The sequence below is a fragment of the Litoreibacter sp. genome, from assembly GCF_039974535.1.
Taxonomy (GTDB): domain Bacteria; phylum Pseudomonadota; class Alphaproteobacteria; order Rhodobacterales; family Rhodobacteraceae; genus Litoreibacter.
This window is the reverse complement of record NZ_JBDWIU010000012.1, coordinates 432,637-449,973: the sequence shown is the minus strand read 5'-3', so window position 1 is coordinate 449,973 and position 17,337 is coordinate 432,637. Positions and strand designations below refer to the sequence as shown.

Here is a 17,337-nt window from a genome sequence, read left to right as displayed (position 1 = left end):
GGGCGACCTTCAAAAAATCATTGTAAGTCAGAGGTTTAGGAAGCTTCTTCTTCCAAAGCTTCAACAGCTTTCTCAAGATCCGCCTTTTTAACGGTCTTTTCTTTGACTTCAGCCAGCTCGAAAACATAGTCGACGACTTTGTCTTCAAAGATAGGTGCGCGCATTTGCTGCTGCATCTGTTGGTTTTGCTGAACGAACTCGAAGAACTGACGTTCTTGGCCCGGGTATTGGCGGGCTTGGTTCATGATGGCTTGGGTCATTTCCGCGTCGGAGACTTCGATCTCGTTCTTGCGGCCCATTTCAGCCAACAGCAGACCTAGGCGTACGCGACGCTCGGCCAAACCTTTGTGCTCATCAGTCGTTTCAATCTCAGGTTGTTCCTCAGCTTGAGCCGCTTCTGGGTTCTCTTCATGGTACAACTGCTGAGCGATTTGGCCAGCTTCAGCATCAACCAAGGAAGGTGGCAGCTCAAACTTAACCAATGTGTCCAGCTCGTCCAGCAGCTTGCGCTTTTGAACTGCGCGCGATGCGCCACCGAACTCAGCTTCCAAACGCTCGGCAACCTGTGCTTTCAGTGCTTCCAGATCGTCAGCGCCGAACTGTTTGGCCAGCTCGTCGTTCACTTCAGCGGCTTTAGGCTCTTTAACTGCTTTGATTTTGCATTCGAACACTGCGGCTTTGCCAGCGAGGTGCTCTGCTTGGTATTCAGCAGGGAAGTCGACTTTAACTTCGGCTTCTTCGTCAACTTTCAAGCCAACCAATTGCTCTTCAAAGCCTGGGATGAAGGAGTTGGAGCCCAGAACCAGCGGGTAATCTTCAGCCGCGCCGCCTTCAAAGGCCTCGCCGTCTACTTTACCAAGGAAGTCGATGGTGACTTGGTCGCCGTCTTTAGACTTGGAGCCTTTTTTGCGGTCTTCGAAGTTTTGAGCGTTCTCAGCCAAGTTGGCCAATGCTTCTTCGATGTCTTTGTCTTCCGCCTTAACAACCAGCTTTTCCAGCTTGATCGATTTCAGGTCCACATCAGGAATTTCTGGCAGCGCTTCATAAGCAACGGAGACGTCAACGTCGTCGCCCGGCTTCCAGTCTTCGTTTGTCATTTTGATTTCTGGCTGCATCGCAGGGCGGTCGCCAGTTTCTTCAAAGTGCTTGGACATAGCGCCATCGATGCTTTCTTGCATCGCTTCGCCCATCACGCGTTCACCGAACTGCTTTTTCAGCAGCGCCATAGGCACTTTGCCTTTGCGGAAACCCTTCATCTCAACTTCGGGCTGCGCCTCGAGAAGCTTTTCGTTCACTTTCTCTTCCAGCTCAGCCGCGGTGACTACGATGTTGTAGCCGCGCTTGAGGCCTTCGTTCAGGGTCTCGGTGACCTTCATTTCAGTCGTCCTTATATATAATGGTGCGGGTGAAGGGACTTGAACCCCCACGCCTTGCGGCGCCAGAACCTAAATCTGGTGCGTCTACCAATTCCGCCACACCCGCATTTCGTTGCTTGCAAAAGAGTCGCCTCTTTTGCCTGCTTCGCGCCCATGTAGCAAAGCCCGCCACAGGATGCGAGACGAAAATTACGAATTTCGAAATCAAATGGTAAGGGAAGCCTTACCCATAGCCCCATTCGCCGCAGTTTTATCCCGACATGGCCTTGGACTCGTCAGGGTCACGTCCAGATTTTGCCTCATTTGGCCATCAAACATTGTTCATCGGATAAAAATATAAACGAATGGGAAAATAACATGTCTGCCAACATGAACCAAAACTTCCACAGGGAAACTGAAAACAAAGTGACCGGCCTTCTTGGCGGCTCACAAATTTTGACAATGCGCGGCTATGTGCCAATCTCCAGCTTGAAAGCTGGTGAGCGCATCGTCACTCGCAACGGAATGCGCACCCTTTCGGACTTGCACGTAGAATCCCACATGATGCGCCCCATTCGCGTTGGTCACGGCACACTCGGCTTCTCGCGTCCAAACGCTGACATGATGATCGCACCTGACCAAGAGGTTATGGTTCGCGACTGGCGCGCCGAAATGCTATTTGGCCGTGACATGGTTATCGCGAACATTAGCACAATGGTTGACGGCAAATACATCGCTGAAGAGCAAGAGTTGGCTTTGCACGATGTCTACCAGCTTCGCTTTGACAGCGAAGAGGTCTTCTATGCAGACGGTCTCGAAGTCATCTCCGACTACGCTGAGGCTTCCGTAATGGGCCCAGAGGATATTTACGCTGCCGCATAAGGCCGTGATTTAAGCACGACCTTGCTATCTAGCGTTATTATTTTGGCAGACGGAGCCTCGGTATAACGAGGCTCCACACCACCACACTCGTTAAAACACAACTAAACACCCAATTCGCGAAATACAGATGGGATTTGCTTCGGTAAATCCTCGGCGATGAGCCCCGGCCCAAGCATTGCAGCGGCCTTGGCGTGCAGCAGCGCTCCGACCTCGGTCGCAAAATCTGGCCTTGCCCCTTTAGCCAGCAAGCCCGTGATCAAGCCTGCCAAGACATCGCCCGCCCCCGCCGTCGCCAGGTATGCTGCATTTGGCTCGGAGACAGTGTCCACAACAGCTACAGTAGGACATTCGGGGGTCGCGATGGTTGTCTGCGCCCCTTTATATAGCACTACTGCCCCAGACAAATCTGCCGCGCGCTGCGTGGCGTCCTTCTTTTCATCCAAGGTAAACGGGGTCTCATCCTCGCCTAATCCCGGAAACAGGCGTCTAAACTCGCCCGCATGTGGGGTCAGCACGCAGTTTTCGTGCAGCTGGGTGAACAACTCGCGGTCCTGCGCCATCAAGGTCAGCGCATCTGCATCCAAAACCATCGCGCGCTTGGTGGCCAGCGCCGCGCGAAGAATCAAGGCTTGCTCGCGCTCCAAACCGAAGGCGGGCCCTATACAAATCGCATTGATCCGCGCGTCCTCGGCCAAGATCAGCGATAGATCCAAGGCTTCCGACACCTCACGCAGCATGATTCCCGTCAAATGTATCGCGCATTCAGGCAAGGCGTCTTGCGGCGCGCCAACAGTCACCACCCCTGCCCCAACGCGCAACGCTGCCATCGCCGTCAGTCGCGCGGCACCGGTGCTATATGCCGGCCCAGTTAAAACAAGGGCCGCGCCATGATCGAATTTATGTTGATCGGAGCGCTTGCGAAGAAGGTCGAGTTGCGATGGTGAAATGTTCAAGTTCATGAACCAATATCCTTAACAAACACATAGAGAGCCAATAGGCCCCAACTACATTGTCGTGGCTTTGGGTGTTAGTATGAAATGTGACCGCGAGATCAGCAGCATCGCGTCGCTCCGCATGTAAAAGTTTTCTTTTCGCACGATTTCGCGCCATACTGCCTAAAATTTAATCACATCATGTATCAGCGAGGGACCTATATACTCCTTCACCAGTCTGCCAATTGTACCTCCGAATTGAAAGTGATCTGACGCAACTACGAGCAGCAAAGGGAGTCGATCTGCGATGAAAAAGATTGAAGCTATTATCAAGCCGTTCAAATTGGACGAAGTGAAAGAAGCGTTACAAGAGTTGGGCATTCAAGGCCTCTCCGTGACCGAGGTCAAAGGTTTTGGCCGCCAAAAAGGTCATACCGAGCTCTATCGCGGCGCAGAATACGTCGTAGACTTCCTGCCAAAAGTTAAAATCGAAGTAGTGCTGGCCGACGACCTGCTGGATGGCGCTATTGAAGCGATCATCGAAGCCGCTAAAACCGATAAAATCGGCGACGGCAAAATCTTCGTCTCCACTGTGGAGCAAGCCATTCGCATTCGTACCGGTGAATCCGGCGACGACGCGCTGTAATTGAATACAATCTTAACTGACAGAAGAGGAACCGTCAGATGAGCAACAAAGATCTGTTGAAAACCATCAAAGACGAGGGTGTTGAATACGTCGACATCCGTTTCACCGACCCACGCGGCAAGCTGCAGCACGTGACTATCGTGGCTGACCTCGTCGATGAGGACTTCCTGGAAGAGGGCTTCATGTTTGACGGCTCCTCGATCGCGGGTTGGAAATCCATCGACGAATCCGACATGAAGCTGATGCCAGACGCGAAATCCGCGTATATGGACCCCTTCTACGCCGAGAAAACCATCTGTGTGCACTGCTCCATCGTAGAGCCAGACACCATGGAGCCTTACGACCGTGACCCACGCGGCACAGCCGAAAAAGCGGAAGCCTACCTGAAAACAACAGGTATCGGTGACGTGTCCTACTTCGGCCCAGAAGCTGAGTTCTTCTTGTTCGACGACGTTCGCTTCTCGGTTGAGATGAACAAAGTGTCCTTCGAAGTTGACGCCCAAGACGCATCTTGGAACTCCGACTCCGAATACGAAATGGGCAACATGGGCCACCGCCCAGGCATCAAAGGCGGCTACTTCCCCGTCAACCCAACTGACGCGGTTCAAGACCTGCGCTCGGAAATGCTGTCCACCATGAAGCGCATGGGCATGAAGGTCGACAAGCACCACCACGAAGTGGCGTCCTGCCAGCACGAGCTGGGCTTGATCTTTGGCTCCTTGACACACCAAGCGGACGAGCTGCAAAAGTACAAATACGTGATCCACAACGTGGCACACGCCTACGGCAAATCGGCGACCTTCATGCCGAAGCCAATCGCAGGTGACAACGGCACCGGTATGCACGTGAACATGTCGATCTTTAAAGACGGCAAGCCTTTGTTCTCGGGCGACAAATACGCTGACCTGTCGCAAGAAGCTTTGTACTTCATCGGTGGTATCCTGAAGCACGCCAAGGCGCTGAACGCGATCACCAACCCGTCGACCAACTCCTACAAACGCCTGATCCCAGGCTTTGAGGCTCCGGTTCTGCGCGCCTACTCCGCACGTAACCGCTCGGGCTGTGTACGTATCCCATGGGCCGAATCCCCCAAGGCAAAGCGCGTAGAAGCTCGCTTCCCAGATCCAGCTGCGAACCCATACCTGTGCTTCGCGGCCCTTCTGATGGCTGGCCTTGACGGCATCAAAAACAAAATCGACCCGGGCCCATCGTCCGACAAAGATCTCTACGATCTGCCACCAGAAGAGTTGGCAAACATCCCAACTGTCTGTGGCTCGCTTCGCGAAGCTCTGGACGCTTTGGAAGAAGATCACGAGTTCTTGTTGGCTGGCGACGTGTTTACCAAGTCGCAAATCGAGGGCTATGCAGAGCTGAAGTGGGAAGAGGTTTACGCCTACGAGCACACACCTCACCCAATGGAATACAAACTGTACTACAGCTGCTAATTTCCCGCGGTAAGCAATTCGGAAAAGGCATCCTTTCGGGGGTGCCTTTTTCTTTTGGGAACTATGGCACCGCAGGCAGCTCCGCTGGCGATAACTCAGGTGGCAACTCAGGTGATACCTCAGGCGGCAGGTCATTCAGTGGCGGCAACGCGACGTCGGGGCTGGTTTGCGTCACCTCCACATCCGGCGGAAGCTGAGCGACTTGCTCCAATGGGACCTCGTTCATTGGGGACTGTTCCGGCCCGTCCAGGCGAAATGCACGGCATCCGTTCAGCTGGCCCAAACGTCCCTTCCCGATCAACACCCCATCACGGTCGCACAAATGAGTGCGAAACAAGATATCTTGCGGCAGCGGGATGACGGAGCCTTCCTCTAAGCCCAGTAACGTCGTGGCTGGCAAGCGGATCGAAGGGAGATGCGCCGTCACCTGCAGATCGCAATCCTTAAGGGCAGCGACCATTGCCGGATTGATCTTCTTCGGCTTAGGCTTTTCGACCTCTTTCGCTGCAGGGAACAAGAGTATTGCTTGCGCGGTTTTCAGACCGGGGCCCAAATCTAGCGTGACTTTCAAGACATCATAAGCCGGCTCCGACAGGGACAGGCTTAGGGCCGCGCGGTCTGTTTGTGAGCTGCCGCAACTATATCCTGTCAGGGCTTTGGCGTCGCGGCGATCCACGCTCACCTCCGCCAGTTTAGAAGTCAGGGAAACCGCGAACCCCATACTCAAGGCCGCGTCAATCGCGGTGACAGGGCGCTCAACCCTTGGGGCGGCAGATATACGGCCCAAGGTTTGCTGCTCGATCAACGCATCAACCAAAGCCCCATCAAACACGATCAATGCCTTTGCGCCTTCGCGGCCTTCCAACATATGAGGCACTGCGATATCTGGGATTTGCGCCAATGCCTTTCCCTGCGACAGGCGGCAAGCATGGGTCTCGCGAATGAGCAAATCGATCCCGTGATCCACCTTCGCAGGTCCACGAAACAAGCTATCCGCTATCTCCTCAAGCAATATATGGCTGGCACCGCGTTTGGGTTTGCTGGGGCGCACCATGAGCGCCAATGCGGTGTTAGGTCCGGTCACGTTATCTACCTGCGTGTTCTTGGGTTGTTCCAAGGTAGATTTGACCGCAAGTTCCTGCGAATTGATTAACCGCATCAATTTGAGGGAATTAAATTATCACAACCTGAGTTTAGTCTCGCGACAATGGCAAATGCACCCGGAATGCCGCACCACCCTGCCCCGGAACATAATCCAGACTTCCCCCCAAACGGTGCATTATCTCGCGGCTGATCGCCAACCCAAGCCCCGCACTACCGGCGGCCGCTTGGTCACTCAAACGCGCGAACTTCTCAAAGATCACCGACGCGTCCTTGGGCGCTATACCCATTCCATTGTCAACGAAATCTATATCAACGCTGTTGCGGGATGCGGTCACAAGGATTTTCAATTGCGGCTTATCGGCAATGCAATATTTCTGCGCGTTGGAGATCAAATTGATAAGCACCTGACTTAACCGGTCCGTGTCTGTGTTCAGCGTCACATTCTCGCGCTCCATTTTGCGGCGAACAGACAGCCCCCCTTCCTTGCGGTCGCTCAATCCTGAGGACGCCACTGCGCGGTCCAACAAGTCACGCAAATTGGCTTCTTGCTTGTTCAAGACCACCTGCCCGTTTTCCAACACGCTAAGGTCCAGCAGGTCATCAAGCAGGCGCGTCAGACGGATGCTTTCCTCGTGGATGATGCCTGAGTAGCGGGCGCGTGCCGCGTCATCCATCCCGCCTTCCATCAGAAATTCCGAAAACGAGCGGATCGACGTCATCGGCGTGCGCAACTCGTGGCTAACCTGGCTCAGGAACGCGTCTTTTTGCACAGAAAGTGCGGTCAGCTTGGCGTTGGCCTCGCGCAGTTTTCGCGCGGTTTTCTCCAACTCAAAGGACTGCGTTTCCAGCTTGCTGGAGTATTCCAGCATCTGCGCGCTCTCGTCCGCCACCGCTAGCAAGTCCCGCACCGTAATAGAGGCCTGACCGTTAATTTGTGCGATCATCGCGTGGGCTGTCGCACCGCCCACAGAGCCTGCAAGTTCGCGCTCCAACAGGGTGATGAAATCGGGGGTGGCATCCGGCAAGTAGCCCGCCTTGCCTTGGCGTTCTGCCTCTTTTTGGAACAAGGTTTGCGCCTCTCGCGCACCAAGCAGGCGCTGCGCCATGACCAATAGGTCCTCGGCTTCCGCCTGCCCGCCAATTGGGGCGATGGCCCCGTCGCCGCGGTCAAAAACGTTGACGAAAGTGGCCCCTTGCAATCGCTCCATCGGGGTTGGGAACGACACCAAGGACACCACAACAAAAGCCATTGTATTCAATGAAATAGACCAGAACATGGAGTGCACCAATGGGTCCATCCCCTGTACGCCCATCAAGGCTTGCGGACGTAAAAACTCTAGTCCTAGCGGGCCATGGTCCAGCATCGACATCGGAAACGCGCCGATCGCCGGTATGAACAACGTGTAAAGCCACAGCCCGAAGCCCACGATCAACCCCGCGATGGCCCCGCGACGTGTGGCTCCGCGCCAGAACAAGCCGCCAAGAAGGGCCGGCACCACCTGTGCCACCCCTGCGAAACTAACGAGGCCGATGGCCGAGAGCGCCGCCGTCCCCCCCGTGGTGCGGTAGTAGGTGTAGCCAAGCCCCAAAACGGCCGCGATTGAAATCCGGCGCGACAACAAAACCACACGGCGCATATCGCCGGACATGGTCGCGCCACCGGTTCGAGTTTTCAGCCAAATCGGCACCACAATATGGTTCGACACCATAGTCGCCAACGCAATGGAAGCCACGATCACCATTGATGTGGCCGACGAAAACCCACCAAGGAACGCCAAAAGCGCAAGCCCCTCTTGTCCCAATTCAAGCGGTAGGGTTAACACAAACAGGTCTGGGTTGGCCCCATCGGGCATCACGGCCAGCCCGACCACCGCAATGGGTAAAACAAACAGGCTCATCGCCATCAGGTAGGCCGGAAACGCCCAAGCGGCGATCCGCAGGTGCCGCTCGTCCGAGTTCTCAACCACCAGAACCTGAAACATGCGCGGCAGGCAAATGATGGCAGCCATCGACAGGAATATCATGGCAGTCCAACGACTTGGGCTGGGCTCCCAACGTGAAACAGGGCTGGCCTCGATCACTTGCATGGTGTCCGATAACCCGCCTGAGGCGCCCCAAACCACGAAGATGCCGACAGCAAGCAATGCCACCAGCTTCACGATTGCCTCTAGCGCGATGGCGGTTACAACGCCGTGGTGGCGCTCGTTTGCGTCCAAGTTTCGCGTACCAAAGACGATGGTAAACAAGGCAAGACCAACAGACAGCCAAAATGCGGTGGAGTTCAGGTCTGAATCGCGTGCTACCTCGTTGGGGAAGTCAGTGAACACCGCCATCGACAAGGTCACCGATTGCAACTGAAGTGCTATATAAGGCGTGGTGCCCGCGATGGACAGCACGGTCACAATCACCGCGATGGCCGAGGACTTGCCGTAGCGGCTGGAGATCATGTCCGCGATGGAGGTAATCCGCTCCGCCTTGCCGATCCGCACCAATTTGCGCAAGAGCCACCACCACGCGAGAAACACAATCGTTGGACCCATGTAGATGGTCAGGTACTCCAACCCCGACCGCGCCGCATTCCCCACCGCGCCATAAAAGGTCCACGCCGTGCAATAGACGCTTAGTGACAACGTGTAAGTCCAAGGCGATCGCAGCCATTTGGACGGACCTCGCTCTTCGTGTTGGTCCGCGTAGAAGGCCACGCCAAACAGCACCATCGTGTAAACCAGCGCCACAGTGATCAGAATATTGAAGCTGACCATTAACTGTGGCCCTCGTCGTCTTTATCTTTATCGCGGCTTTCGTCGATTGGCGCATCGGCTCCTGCCAATCCACGCGCAATCGTGGCGCAGGTCCCGATCAGGCAAATCCAGACAAAGAAGAAATAGACCAGCCGCAAGGCAGTCGTTCCCGATTGGTTGCCAGCATTGGGCGTGCCCAGCAAAAGGGCGGGCATGACGAATAGGAACAGGCCAACAATTGGAAGCAGTTTTGCCGCATCACTGAGGCGGCGGTGCTGATAAACGCGGCGTTCCAAAAACAAACTGCGCGAATTGGTGTTGTTGCTGGTTAGACCAATCCGGCGCCGGCCCTGCCCTTTGGGTTGCGGTGATTCCGGCATCCCAAATCCTAGACCTTGTCAGTGGAGGCGGCGTAGAGTTCTCGCACCTTGCCCAGCATCTCCTCGTTGGAGAATGGTTTGGTCATGAAGTGGCTCACCCCGTAGCTTTCCGCCAATTCGCGATCCTTGGTTTGGCCGCGCGCAGTCAGCATCAAGATAGGTAAGTCCTTAGTAGTATTGTCATTTCTCAAGTCTTTAAGGATGTCAAACCCGCTACGACCAGGCAGCATGACATCTAACACCAGGACATTCGGCTTGACGCGCTCAACCGCCTCAACCGCGTCGGACCCTTGCGAATGAATACGCACGGTCCAGCCATCGCGCTCCAAAAGAAAGCTGATCGCCTCGATAATATTAGGTTCGTCTTCGACCAGTAAAACTGATTTTGACATGACCCTCACCTCCCCAAGTTTGGCCGCTTAAGACCATTAGGCCTTAAACTGATCAGTTGTCAAAATGCCAAATTGTCAGCTTTGCGTAATTACAGTCGGCTCTCGCCGTGCAGCACAGTGTGTGCGCGCGCAAACACGGCACGAACTACCGACCTGTATTGCGCTCTCGGAAACCTCCGCATCCTGCGCAATCAACAGCATGATCGCTTGATAAACAGGTGGGTGATCAAAGCGTAACGGGCCAGATGGGTGTGCCAAGGCCAAGGCGATGAATTGCGCGCGGTCTTCACTTTCAATCACTTGTCGAATGGGTACCCCCGGTGACCTTAGCGCGGTATATAATGGCCAAAGTGGACAGCCTGCCCCAAACCACGGCAGAGCCAAACCCGATGGGGACTTGCGTGCGAGCAACGCACCGGCCGCATCACAACTGACCAGCCCGATGTCGGGCACGGTGGCGCTACGTGGCAGACTTGCAAGACGGCGAAACGCGGCTTCGAGCGGGACATTGAAACGCGTAGCCAAACCCGCAGGGTCAAATTTCAACTCAATTGCCGCTTGCGTAAACTCGTCTTGCGGCATCGCCGCTGCATCCGCGCGGTAGTTGGCAAAATAATCTAGCGCTAATTCGCGTGCCTCCTCGCTGTCGACTTCAGCCATCTTGCCTGCGAGCTCTTCTGGGGTGGCGCCCTTCTCCAACTCTTCGAGATGGTAACCGCGCGAATCCAATGCGGCAAAAACTGCCTCTAGCGGCGTCGCACTGCTCGCCTCCTTGCGCGACAAGTGATCCAGATGCGCCGCCATCGAGGCCGAGCTATCCGCCAGCCTGCGGCTTTCCGTGTCGATATTCGAATAAAAGCGCGCCTGCCATTCGGCCCCAAGATCCGGGGTCGCCACCAAGATGGAGGCGGTCGAGCGAATGGCCGAAACCGTCGAGAGCACCTCATGCATCTTATCCGACAAAACGGGGTCATGGGTCAGGCGGTCGTTCAACCCGCCAACTGTTTGCTCCAATGCGCGAAGACGCCGGTGTTGGGCGGTGATTTTCGCGGCCCACCCGGGAAACCGCGCCACAAGATCCTCTATCTGATCCAGCTCCACCACGGTGTCCGCATCCGATGCGGCCGCGTCTTGCAGCTCAGCTACGACGGCTCGCTCCGCCCCTTGGCTCAGGATAGATGGATCAATTCCCAGCACCTCGGACAGAGACAACAAGGTCTTGCCTCCGATTCTGCGGCGGTTGTGTTCAATTAGATTAAGATAGCTTGCGGATATGCCTATTTGACGCGCCAAGTCAGCCTGTTTGAGGCCTCGCATCAAGCGGTGCTCTCGGATTCGAGAGCCGGTTAAAGCTGATTTTGGCATGTGACCTCCTGCAAACCATCACCGGCAATGTGTAGAAATCATGAACGAATCCAACATGCTGCCGCAGTGCGTTGAAAATTACTTTACACTTTCTGCACTGGCAATGTCCATTTGTTTACAAATTTTCAAAGCAAACCCAATGGCTTGTTGCGCGATTTACGAACCCTACCCGATACTGGGGATGGCCTGCAAACCATTCAGGCTGCGGCTTTTCCTGAGGAGGAGGAAGCCAAAATCACTTAGGGAGGATTTAAATGTCCAAATCGAACTTTACACGTCGTGGCTTTCTAAAGACGTCTGCAGTGGCAGGCGGTGCTTTGGCAATGCCGACGATTTACAGCGGCGCCGCTTGGGGTGCCAGCTACCTGAATGAGCCAACAGGCTCGTCAGTAACGCTGGGCTTCAACGTTCCACAATCTGGTCCATACGCGGATGAAGGAGCCGACGAGCTGCGCGCATATGAGCTGGCAGTTGAGCACCTGAATGGCGGCGGCGACGCTGGCATGATGAACACCTTCTCGTCCAAAGCCCTTAAGGGCAACGGTATCTTGGGCAAGAAAGTGGAATTCGTCACAGGCGACACACAAACCAACACAGATGCTGCACGCTCTTCCGCGCGCTCGCTGATTGAAAAAGACAAAGCAGTGATGATCACTGGCGGCTCCTCTTCGGGCGTGGCCATTGGTGTGCAAGGTCTGTGCCAAGAAGCTGGCGTGATCTTCATGGCTGGTTTGACACACTCCAACGACACCACCGGTAAGGACAGAAAAGCCAACGGCTTCCGTCACTTCTTCAACACCGAGATGTCCGGTGCGGCGCTTGCGCCAATCTTGGAGGCCAACTACGGCAAAGACCGTAAAGCCTACCACCTGACAGCCGACTACACTTGGGGTTACAGCCAAGAAGGCTCGATGAAGACCTACACAGAGCGCATGGGCTGGGAGACAGTGAACACTGTCAAAACACCTGTTGGTGCTGGTGACTTCTCATCCTACATCACTCCGGTTCTGCAGTCTGGTGCGGATACGCTGATCCTGAACCACTACGGTGGCGACATGGTGAACTCGTTGACACAAGCCGTTCAGTTCGGCCTTCGTGATGCGCAAGCAAACGGCAAAGACTTCACAATCGTTGTCCCACTTTACTCGCGCCTGATGGCTCGTGGTGCTGGCGAAGCTGCTAAAGGCATCTTCGGTTCAACCAACTGGCACTGGTCCCTGACCGACGAAGGCTCCAAAGCATTCGTTAAATCCTTCGGCGAGAAGTACGGCTTCCCACCATCGCAGGCTGCGCACACATGCTACGTGCAAACGCTTCTCTATGCGGATGCGGCAGAACGTGCTGGCACATTTAACCCATGTGGCATCGCAGAAGCTCTCGAAGGCTACGACTTCGACGGCTTGGGTAACGGCCCAACTCACTACCGTGCTGATGACCACCAGTGCTTCAAAGACGTTCTGGTTGTGAAGGGTAAAGAGAACCCAACATCCGAGTTCGACCTTCTCGAAGTTGTGGAAGTCACACCACGTGCGCAAGTTGAGTACGCAGTTGACCACCCTGACTTTGCGGGCGGCGACTTGGGCTCCTGTAACCCAGGCGCGTAAGCCAAGCTTATAAATACGAACGTGGCCCGCTTCTGCCAAAAGAAGCGGGCCACGGCACCACGCCACCTCAGACGTATGCACGCTCTGAGGTTTCGGCAGGAACACCCCAACAGGCGAGATGGGAAAGATGGACGCAATCATACTTCAACTCTTAAACGGTTTGGACAAAGGCTCCGCATATGCGTTGATTGCCTTGGGCCTGACCCTTATTTTCGGCACGCTCGGCGTCGTGAACTTTGCCCACGGCGCATTGTTCATGCTGGGTGCCTTTTGCGCGGTGACGCTCCAAAAGTTGTTCACGCTCTCGATCATAACGCTCGACGAGACCAAGACAGATTTTCTGGGTAATCCTGCTAAAGTCAAAACCCCTTATGTTGAGGCATGGTTCGGACCGGAGGTCGGCGCGACGCTGATCGGCTGGTCGGTTCCCTTGGCCATTCTGCTCGCCATTCCGGTGATGTTGCTCGTCGGCTTCATCATGGAGCGCGGGCTTATCAAGCACTTCTACAGCCGCCCCCACTCGGACCAAATCCTAGTTACATTCGGTTTGGCCATCGTGATCCAAGAGATCGTTAAATTTTACTACGGCGCGAACCCAATCCCAACACCGGCACCTGAAGTGCTGCGCGGATTCTTTGATTTCGGCGAGTTGCTAGGATACGGCCCCAACACAATCATCTACCCGATGTGGCGGATCGTGTACTTCGTCTTCACCATTATCATCCTCGCAGGTGTGTTCGCCTTCTTGCAATTCACCACCTTCGGGATGGTTGTGCGCGCTGGCATGGCCGACCGCGAAACCGTGGGCCTGCTGGGCATCAACATTGACAAACGCTTCACCATTATGTTCGGCATCGCCGCCGCTGTGGCGGGGCTGGCCGGTGTTATGTACGCGCCAATCAACTCGCCCAACTACCACATGGGCATGGACTTCCTTGTCCTAAGCTTCGTTGTGGTCGTGGTGGGCGGCATGGGCTCTCTGCCCGGCGCTGTTCTTGCGGGCTTCTTGCTAGGTATTCTCGAGAGCTTCTCGTCGATGAACCAGATCAAGCAAATCCTGCCGGGCATCGACCAAATCATCATCTACCTCGTTGCAATCATCATTCTACTAGTTCGTCCTCGTGGCCTTATGGGTCGCAAGGGTGTGATGGAGGACTAAACCAATGCTAGGTCTCGAAAAGAAAGACACCTCCCTGCTGCTCGTCGTCATGGTCTTGACGATGTTCGCGCCCTTCATCTTGAACCCGTTCCCAGTGGACTCAGCGATGGCGCAGTTCAACGCGGGCTACCCTGATTTGATGCAACGCTTTGTGATCTTTGGCATCTTTGCCATCGGGTTTAACATCCTCTTCGGCCTCACGGGGTATCTATCCTTTGGCCACGCGGCCTTCTTGGGTGTCGGATCATACTCCGCCGTGTGGATGTTCAAGCTGCTAGGTTACAACATCATACCGGGCATCTTTTTGTCGGTGATCACATCGGGCCTGTTCGCCCTGTTGATCGGCTACATCTCGCTGCGTCGCTCGGGCATCTACTTCTCGATCCTGACGCTGGCCTTCGCGCAAATGTCGTTCGCACTTGCCTATTCAGTGCTGACGCCACTGACCAACGGCGAGTCAGGATTGCAGGTCTACAACTCCGACCCGCAAGTGTTCCACTCCGACGCGATGCCAAATATCCCGCATCTATTCGGCCAAGAGATGCAGTCCACCTTCAAGTTGGAGCTGGGCGCATGGAGCTTTGACTTCAACACAGGTTACTACTTCAGTGCGGTCATCATGGTCATCATGTTCTACTTGGCGATCCGCATCTTCCGCTCCCCTTTCGGGCTGATGTTGAAGGCGATCAAAACCAACCAAACGCGCTTGAACTACACCGGCCTGAACCCACGTCCCTACACGCTGGCGGCCTTTGTTATCTCTGGCATGTATGCTGGGTTGGCAGGTGGTCTCATGGCATCTATGGACCCGCTTGCAGGCGCCGAGCGCATGCAGTGGACGGCCTCGGGCGAAGTCGTGCTGATGGCCATCCTAGGTGGTGCAGGAACACTGATCGGCCCCGTCTTGGGCGCAGGTTTCATCAAGTACTTTGAGAACATCTTCTCAAAGATCAACGACACGGTTTTGCACCAATGGTTCGCCTTCCTGCCCGACGGCATCGAGGACTTCGTGATCCTCATCATCCACCCCTTCGTGGGCAAGGGCTGGCACCTGACGCTTGGCCTGATGTTCATGGCGATTGTTATCTTCTTGCCCGGTGGGCTTGTTGAAGGTGGCCAACGCATTGCTGCGAAATTCCGTAGCAAGAAGGTCAAAGATGACACCCCTGCCGCCGACCAAACCCCCGCTGAATAAGGAGCATTAGACATGGGTATCCTAGAGATCAAAAATGTCGGCAAACGCTTCGGCGGGCTGCAGGCACTGGGCGACGTAAACCTAAGCGTCGCTGAAAACACCGTACACGCAATTATCGGCCCGAACGGGGCCGGTAAATCCACGCTGCTCAACTGTCTTGTGGGCAAGCTGATCCCTGACACTGGATCGGTAACCTTTCAGGGGCAATCCTTGCTGGGCCGCAAGCCACACGAGATCAACCAAATGGGCGTCTCTCGCGTGTTCCAAACTCCGGAGATTTTCGCCGAACTGACCGTATATGAAAACGTCATGATCCCCTGCTTTGCCCACCGCGACGGATCGTTCAAATTGAACGCCATCTCCGCGGTGCGCCACCAATCGCAGATCAAGGACATGGCCGATGCCATTTTGGAAGACGTCAGCATGAGCGACAAACGCCACATGACCGCGTCCTCGTTGTCGCGTGGTGACAAACGCCGTCTAGAGATGGCTATGTGCCTTGTGCAAGAGCCAAAACTGCTGCTGCTCGACGAGCCTACTGCGGGCATGGCACGCGCCGACACCAACAACACCATCGACCTCCTCAAAGAGATCAAGGAGAAGCGCGACATCACCATGGCCATTATTGAGCACGACATGCACGTGGTGTTCTCCATGGCCGAGCGTATCACGGTGCTGGCGCAAGGCACCCCATTGGTCGAGGACACGCCAGAAAACATCAAAGGCCACCCGAAGGTACGCGAAGCGTATCTTGGTGAGGCGCAGGTTTAGGAGCCGGAAAAATGAATGTGAAACCCGACTTCAACAAGAACGCCAACAACGCGGCCACCGCCCCCGCCTTTTTATCAGTGTGGGACATCGAGGCGTACTACGGCGAAAGCTACATCGTACAAGGCGTCAGTTTTAACGTGCATGAAGGCGAAATCCTCGCCCTTCTGGGCCGCAACGGCGCTGGCAAGACCTCGACCTTGCGCACCATCGCGCGCATGGGTGATCCGCAATTGCAGCACGGTGAAATTTGGCTGGACCACCAGCCACTGCACAACATGGCCGCATATCAAGCCGCCGGTGCAGGCATCGGGCTAGTCCCGGAAGATCGCCGCATTATCCCTGGCCTGACGGTTGAGGAAAACCTGCAGTTGGCCCAAATCGCCCCACCGATCGGCTGGTCGATTGAACGCGTCTACGACTTGTTCCCGCGTTTGGGCGAGCGTCGCAAGCAAGAGGGCGTGACCCTTTCAGGTGGTGAGCAGCAAATGCTAGCCATCGCACGGGCCTTGTGCCGCGACATCAAAGTGCTGCTGCTCGACGAGCCATACGAGGGCCTTGCTCCTGTCATCGTGCAAGAAATCGCGAAAACGCTACAAATCATCCGCGATCAAGGCATCACAACGATCATCGTGGAGCAGAACGCCGTGGCCGCTTTGAAGTTGGCCGACCGTGCTGTGATCCTTGATACTGGCTCGGTGGTCTTTGATGGCTCTGCGCAAGAGGTGCTCGAGAATGACGCCCTACGCGCCGAGTATCTGGCGATCTAAGCCAGCTGGATTTTACTAAGATTTGAGGCGTAGTTTTCACGAACTACGCCTTTTTTCATGGCCTTCGTTAAGATCCTGATGACAGTATTTGCGCACGTTAGATGCGGGTGGACTCCTCTGATATGGAAGGGCAATGCGATGGCGCTGCTTTCTCAACACCTGTCCGGCTTAATGCCGATCCCCAACAGACCCAATCACGCTGTAAGCGTTGTGGCCGAAGTGCCAAGCACCTCACCGGTTATAGGACCACAAGCTCGGCAATCCCAAATCCTAGAAGTAGCCCCTGCGATGGTGTCGGCGGCGGCTTTGTTCGCACCAGATTTCCAGCACAACCCCGCCCTGCGCGACCGCGAGCAGCATGAATTGCAATCACTTTTAAGAACCATGCAGGGAATTGAGACGCCTCCCCCTAAAGGAGAACATGTAGACCTCTTGGTTCCGCGCCCTACCAAAGATGATCCTTAACCGAATTACGCCACGGAAATTCATATCTTTTCACCTAATCAGCCTTGGCCTATAAGCAGACTAGCAAAATCAAAGCCGCATTACCGGACATGGTCTGGCAAGTAAGAACGGCACTTCGGTCGAGGACTAATTAA

At 55.2% G+C, this 17,337-nt stretch carries 16 protein-coding genes and 1 tRNA gene; 9 read left to right on the top strand and 8 right to left on the bottom strand.

Features of this window, described 5'->3' with window-relative positions; all coding sequences use genetic code 11:
* Positions 1–35: 35 nt before the first annotated feature.
* Both tig and ABJN86_RS15165 read right to left on the bottom strand, forming a co-directional pair.
* Entirely contained in the window at positions 36–1,376 is a 1,341-nt protein-coding gene (gene tig / locus ABJN86_RS15170) for a trigger factor (RefSeq protein WP_348363110.1), read from the bottom strand.
* Positions 1,377–1,397: 21 nt separating this feature from the next.
* Positions 1,398–1,482: transfer RNA gene (locus ABJN86_RS15165), tRNA-Leu, on the bottom strand.
* 251 nt (positions 1,483–1,733) lie between these two features.
* Between ABJN86_RS15165 and ABJN86_RS15160 the strand changes: the two genes are divergently transcribed.
* On the top strand, positions 1,734–2,237 hold the full coding sequence (locus ABJN86_RS15160) for a Hint domain-containing protein (RefSeq protein WP_348363112.1): 504 nt from the start codon (positions 1,734–1,736) through the stop codon (positions 2,235–2,237).
* A gap of 101 nt (positions 2,238–2,338) precedes the next feature.
* Here the strand turns inward: ABJN86_RS15160 and ABJN86_RS15155 are convergent, their stop codons facing one another.
* A complete protein-coding gene (locus tag ABJN86_RS15155; RefSeq protein ID WP_348363114.1) occupies positions 2,339–3,196 on the bottom strand; it encodes an NAD(P)H-hydrate dehydratase in 858 nt (285 codons plus the stop codon).
* Between the two features lie 280 nt (positions 3,197–3,476).
* On the opposite strand from ABJN86_RS15155, the gene ABJN86_RS15150 reads away from it, so the two are divergent.
* Both ABJN86_RS15150 and glnA read left to right on the top strand, forming a co-directional pair.
* The gene (locus ABJN86_RS15150) at positions 3,477–3,815 is read left to right on the top strand and encodes a P-II family nitrogen regulator (protein ID WP_348363116.1); all 339 of its coding nucleotides are present in this window, start codon (positions 3,477–3,479) and stop codon (positions 3,813–3,815) included.
* Between the two features lie 38 nt (positions 3,816–3,853).
* Entirely contained in the window at positions 3,854–5,260 is a 1,407-nt protein-coding gene (glnA, locus tag ABJN86_RS15145) for a type I glutamate--ammonia ligase (RefSeq protein WP_348363118.1), read from the top strand.
* 61 nt (positions 5,261–5,321) lie between these two features.
* Here the strand turns inward: glnA and ABJN86_RS15140 are convergent, their stop codons facing one another.
* The 5 genes from ABJN86_RS15140 to ABJN86_RS15120 all read right to left on the bottom strand — a co-directional run bounded on the left by ABJN86_RS15140 (position 5,322) and on the right by ABJN86_RS15120 (position 11,242).
* Entirely contained in the window at positions 5,322–6,344 is a 1,023-nt protein-coding gene (locus ABJN86_RS15140) for a FliM/FliN family flagellar motor C-terminal domain-containing protein (protein WP_348363120.1), read from the bottom strand.
* 109 nt (positions 6,345–6,453) lie between these two features.
* Positions 6,454–9,126, bottom strand: coding sequence for an ATP-binding protein (locus tag ABJN86_RS15135; protein WP_348363121.1), 2,673 nt, complete (start codon positions 9,124–9,126; stop codon positions 6,454–6,456).
* Positions 9,126–9,485, bottom strand: coding sequence for a hypothetical protein (locus tag ABJN86_RS15130; RefSeq protein WP_348363123.1), 360 nt, complete (start codon positions 9,483–9,485; stop codon positions 9,126–9,128). Before ABJN86_RS15130 ends, ABJN86_RS15135 begins: the two co-directional genes overlap by 1 nt.
* An 8-nt stretch (positions 9,486–9,493) precedes the next feature.
* Entirely contained in the window at positions 9,494–9,877 is a 384-nt protein-coding gene (locus ABJN86_RS15125; protein WP_348363125.1) for a response regulator, read from the bottom strand.
* A 75-nt stretch (positions 9,878–9,952) separates the two neighbouring features.
* Positions 9,953–11,242 carry a short-chain fatty acyl-CoA regulator family protein gene (locus ABJN86_RS15120; RefSeq protein WP_348363127.1) on the bottom strand — a complete coding sequence of 430 codons (1,290 nt, stop codon included), beginning with the start codon at positions 11,240–11,242 and terminating at the stop codon, positions 9,953–9,955.
* 254 nt (positions 11,243–11,496) lie between these two features.
* Here ABJN86_RS15120 and ABJN86_RS15115 point away from each other — a divergent pair, with 254 nt between their 5' ends.
* From ABJN86_RS15115 to ABJN86_RS15090, 6 genes are all read left to right on the top strand, one after another.
* Complete coding sequence (locus ABJN86_RS15115) at positions 11,497–12,846, top strand: substrate-binding protein (protein ID WP_348363128.1); 1,350 nt, start codon at positions 11,497–11,499, stop codon at positions 12,844–12,846.
* A gap of 127 nt (positions 12,847–12,973) precedes the next feature.
* Positions 12,974–14,005, top strand: coding sequence for a branched-chain amino acid ABC transporter permease (locus tag ABJN86_RS15110; RefSeq protein ID WP_348363129.1), 1,032 nt, complete (start codon positions 12,974–12,976; stop codon positions 14,003–14,005).
* Positions 14,006–14,009: 4 nt separating this feature from the next.
* Entirely contained in the window at positions 14,010–15,200 is a 1,191-nt protein-coding gene (locus ABJN86_RS15105) for a branched-chain amino acid ABC transporter permease (RefSeq protein WP_348363130.1), read from the top strand.
* Between the two features lie 12 nt (positions 15,201–15,212).
* Positions 15,213–15,971: an ABC transporter ATP-binding protein gene (locus ABJN86_RS15100; RefSeq protein WP_348363132.1), complete on the top strand. Its 759-nt coding sequence runs from the start codon at positions 15,213–15,215 to the stop codon at positions 15,969–15,971.
* An 11-nt stretch (positions 15,972–15,982) separates the two neighbouring features.
* Entirely contained in the window at positions 15,983–16,738 is a 756-nt protein-coding gene (locus ABJN86_RS15095) for an ABC transporter ATP-binding protein (RefSeq protein WP_348363134.1), read from the top strand.
* A gap of 138 nt (positions 16,739–16,876) precedes the next feature.
* Positions 16,877–17,203 (top strand): hypothetical protein, encoded by a 327-nt coding sequence (locus ABJN86_RS15090; protein ID WP_348363135.1) that lies wholly within the window; start codon positions 16,877–16,879, stop codon positions 17,201–17,203.
* Positions 17,204–17,337: the final 134 nt, after the last annotated feature.

Excerpts from the sequence above, each read along its gene's own strand:
- glnA (WP_348363118.1), top strand. The coding sequence starts at position 3,854 with ATGAGCAACAAAGATCTGTTGAAAACCATCAAAGACGAGGGTGTTGAA.
- ABJN86_RS15100 (WP_348363132.1), top strand. The coding sequence starts at position 15,213 with ATGGGTATCCTAGAGATCAAAAATGTCGGCAAACGCTTCGGCGGGCTG.
- ABJN86_RS15160 (WP_348363112.1), top strand. The coding sequence starts at position 1,734 with ATGTCTGCCAACATGAACCAAAACTTCCACAGGGAAACTGAAAACAAA.
- ABJN86_RS15155 (WP_348363114.1), bottom strand. The coding sequence starts at position 3,196 with ATGAACTTGAACATTTCACCATCGCAACTCGACCTTCTTCGCAAGCGC.
- ABJN86_RS15095 (WP_348363134.1), top strand. The coding sequence starts at position 15,983 with ATGAATGTGAAACCCGACTTCAACAAGAACGCCAACAACGCGGCCACC.
- ABJN86_RS15150 (WP_348363116.1), top strand. The coding sequence starts at position 3,477 with ATGAAAAAGATTGAAGCTATTATCAAGCCGTTCAAATTGGACGAAGTG.
- ABJN86_RS15090 (WP_348363135.1), top strand. The coding sequence starts at position 16,877 with ATGGCGCTGCTTTCTCAACACCTGTCCGGCTTAATGCCGATCCCCAAC.
- tig (WP_348363110.1), bottom strand. The coding sequence starts at position 1,376 with ATGAAGGTCACCGAGACCCTGAACGAAGGCCTCAAGCGCGGCTACAAC.
- ABJN86_RS15105 (WP_348363130.1), top strand. The coding sequence starts at position 14,010 with ATGCTAGGTCTCGAAAAGAAAGACACCTCCCTGCTGCTCGTCGTCATG.
- ABJN86_RS15120 (WP_348363127.1), bottom strand. The coding sequence starts at position 11,242 with ATGCCAAAATCAGCTTTAACCGGCTCTCGAATCCGAGAGCACCGCTTG.
- ABJN86_RS15110 (WP_348363129.1), top strand. The coding sequence starts at position 12,974 with ATGGACGCAATCATACTTCAACTCTTAAACGGTTTGGACAAAGGCTCC.
- ABJN86_RS15135 (WP_348363121.1), bottom strand. The coding sequence starts at position 9,126 with ATGGTCAGCTTCAATATTCTGATCACTGTGGCGCTGGTTTACACGATG.
- ABJN86_RS15125 (WP_348363125.1), bottom strand. The coding sequence starts at position 9,877 with ATGTCAAAATCAGTTTTACTGGTCGAAGACGAACCTAATATTATCGAG.
- ABJN86_RS15130 (WP_348363123.1), bottom strand. The coding sequence starts at position 9,485 with ATGCCGGAATCACCGCAACCCAAAGGGCAGGGCCGGCGCCGGATTGGT.
- ABJN86_RS15115 (WP_348363128.1), top strand. The coding sequence starts at position 11,497 with ATGTCCAAATCGAACTTTACACGTCGTGGCTTTCTAAAGACGTCTGCA.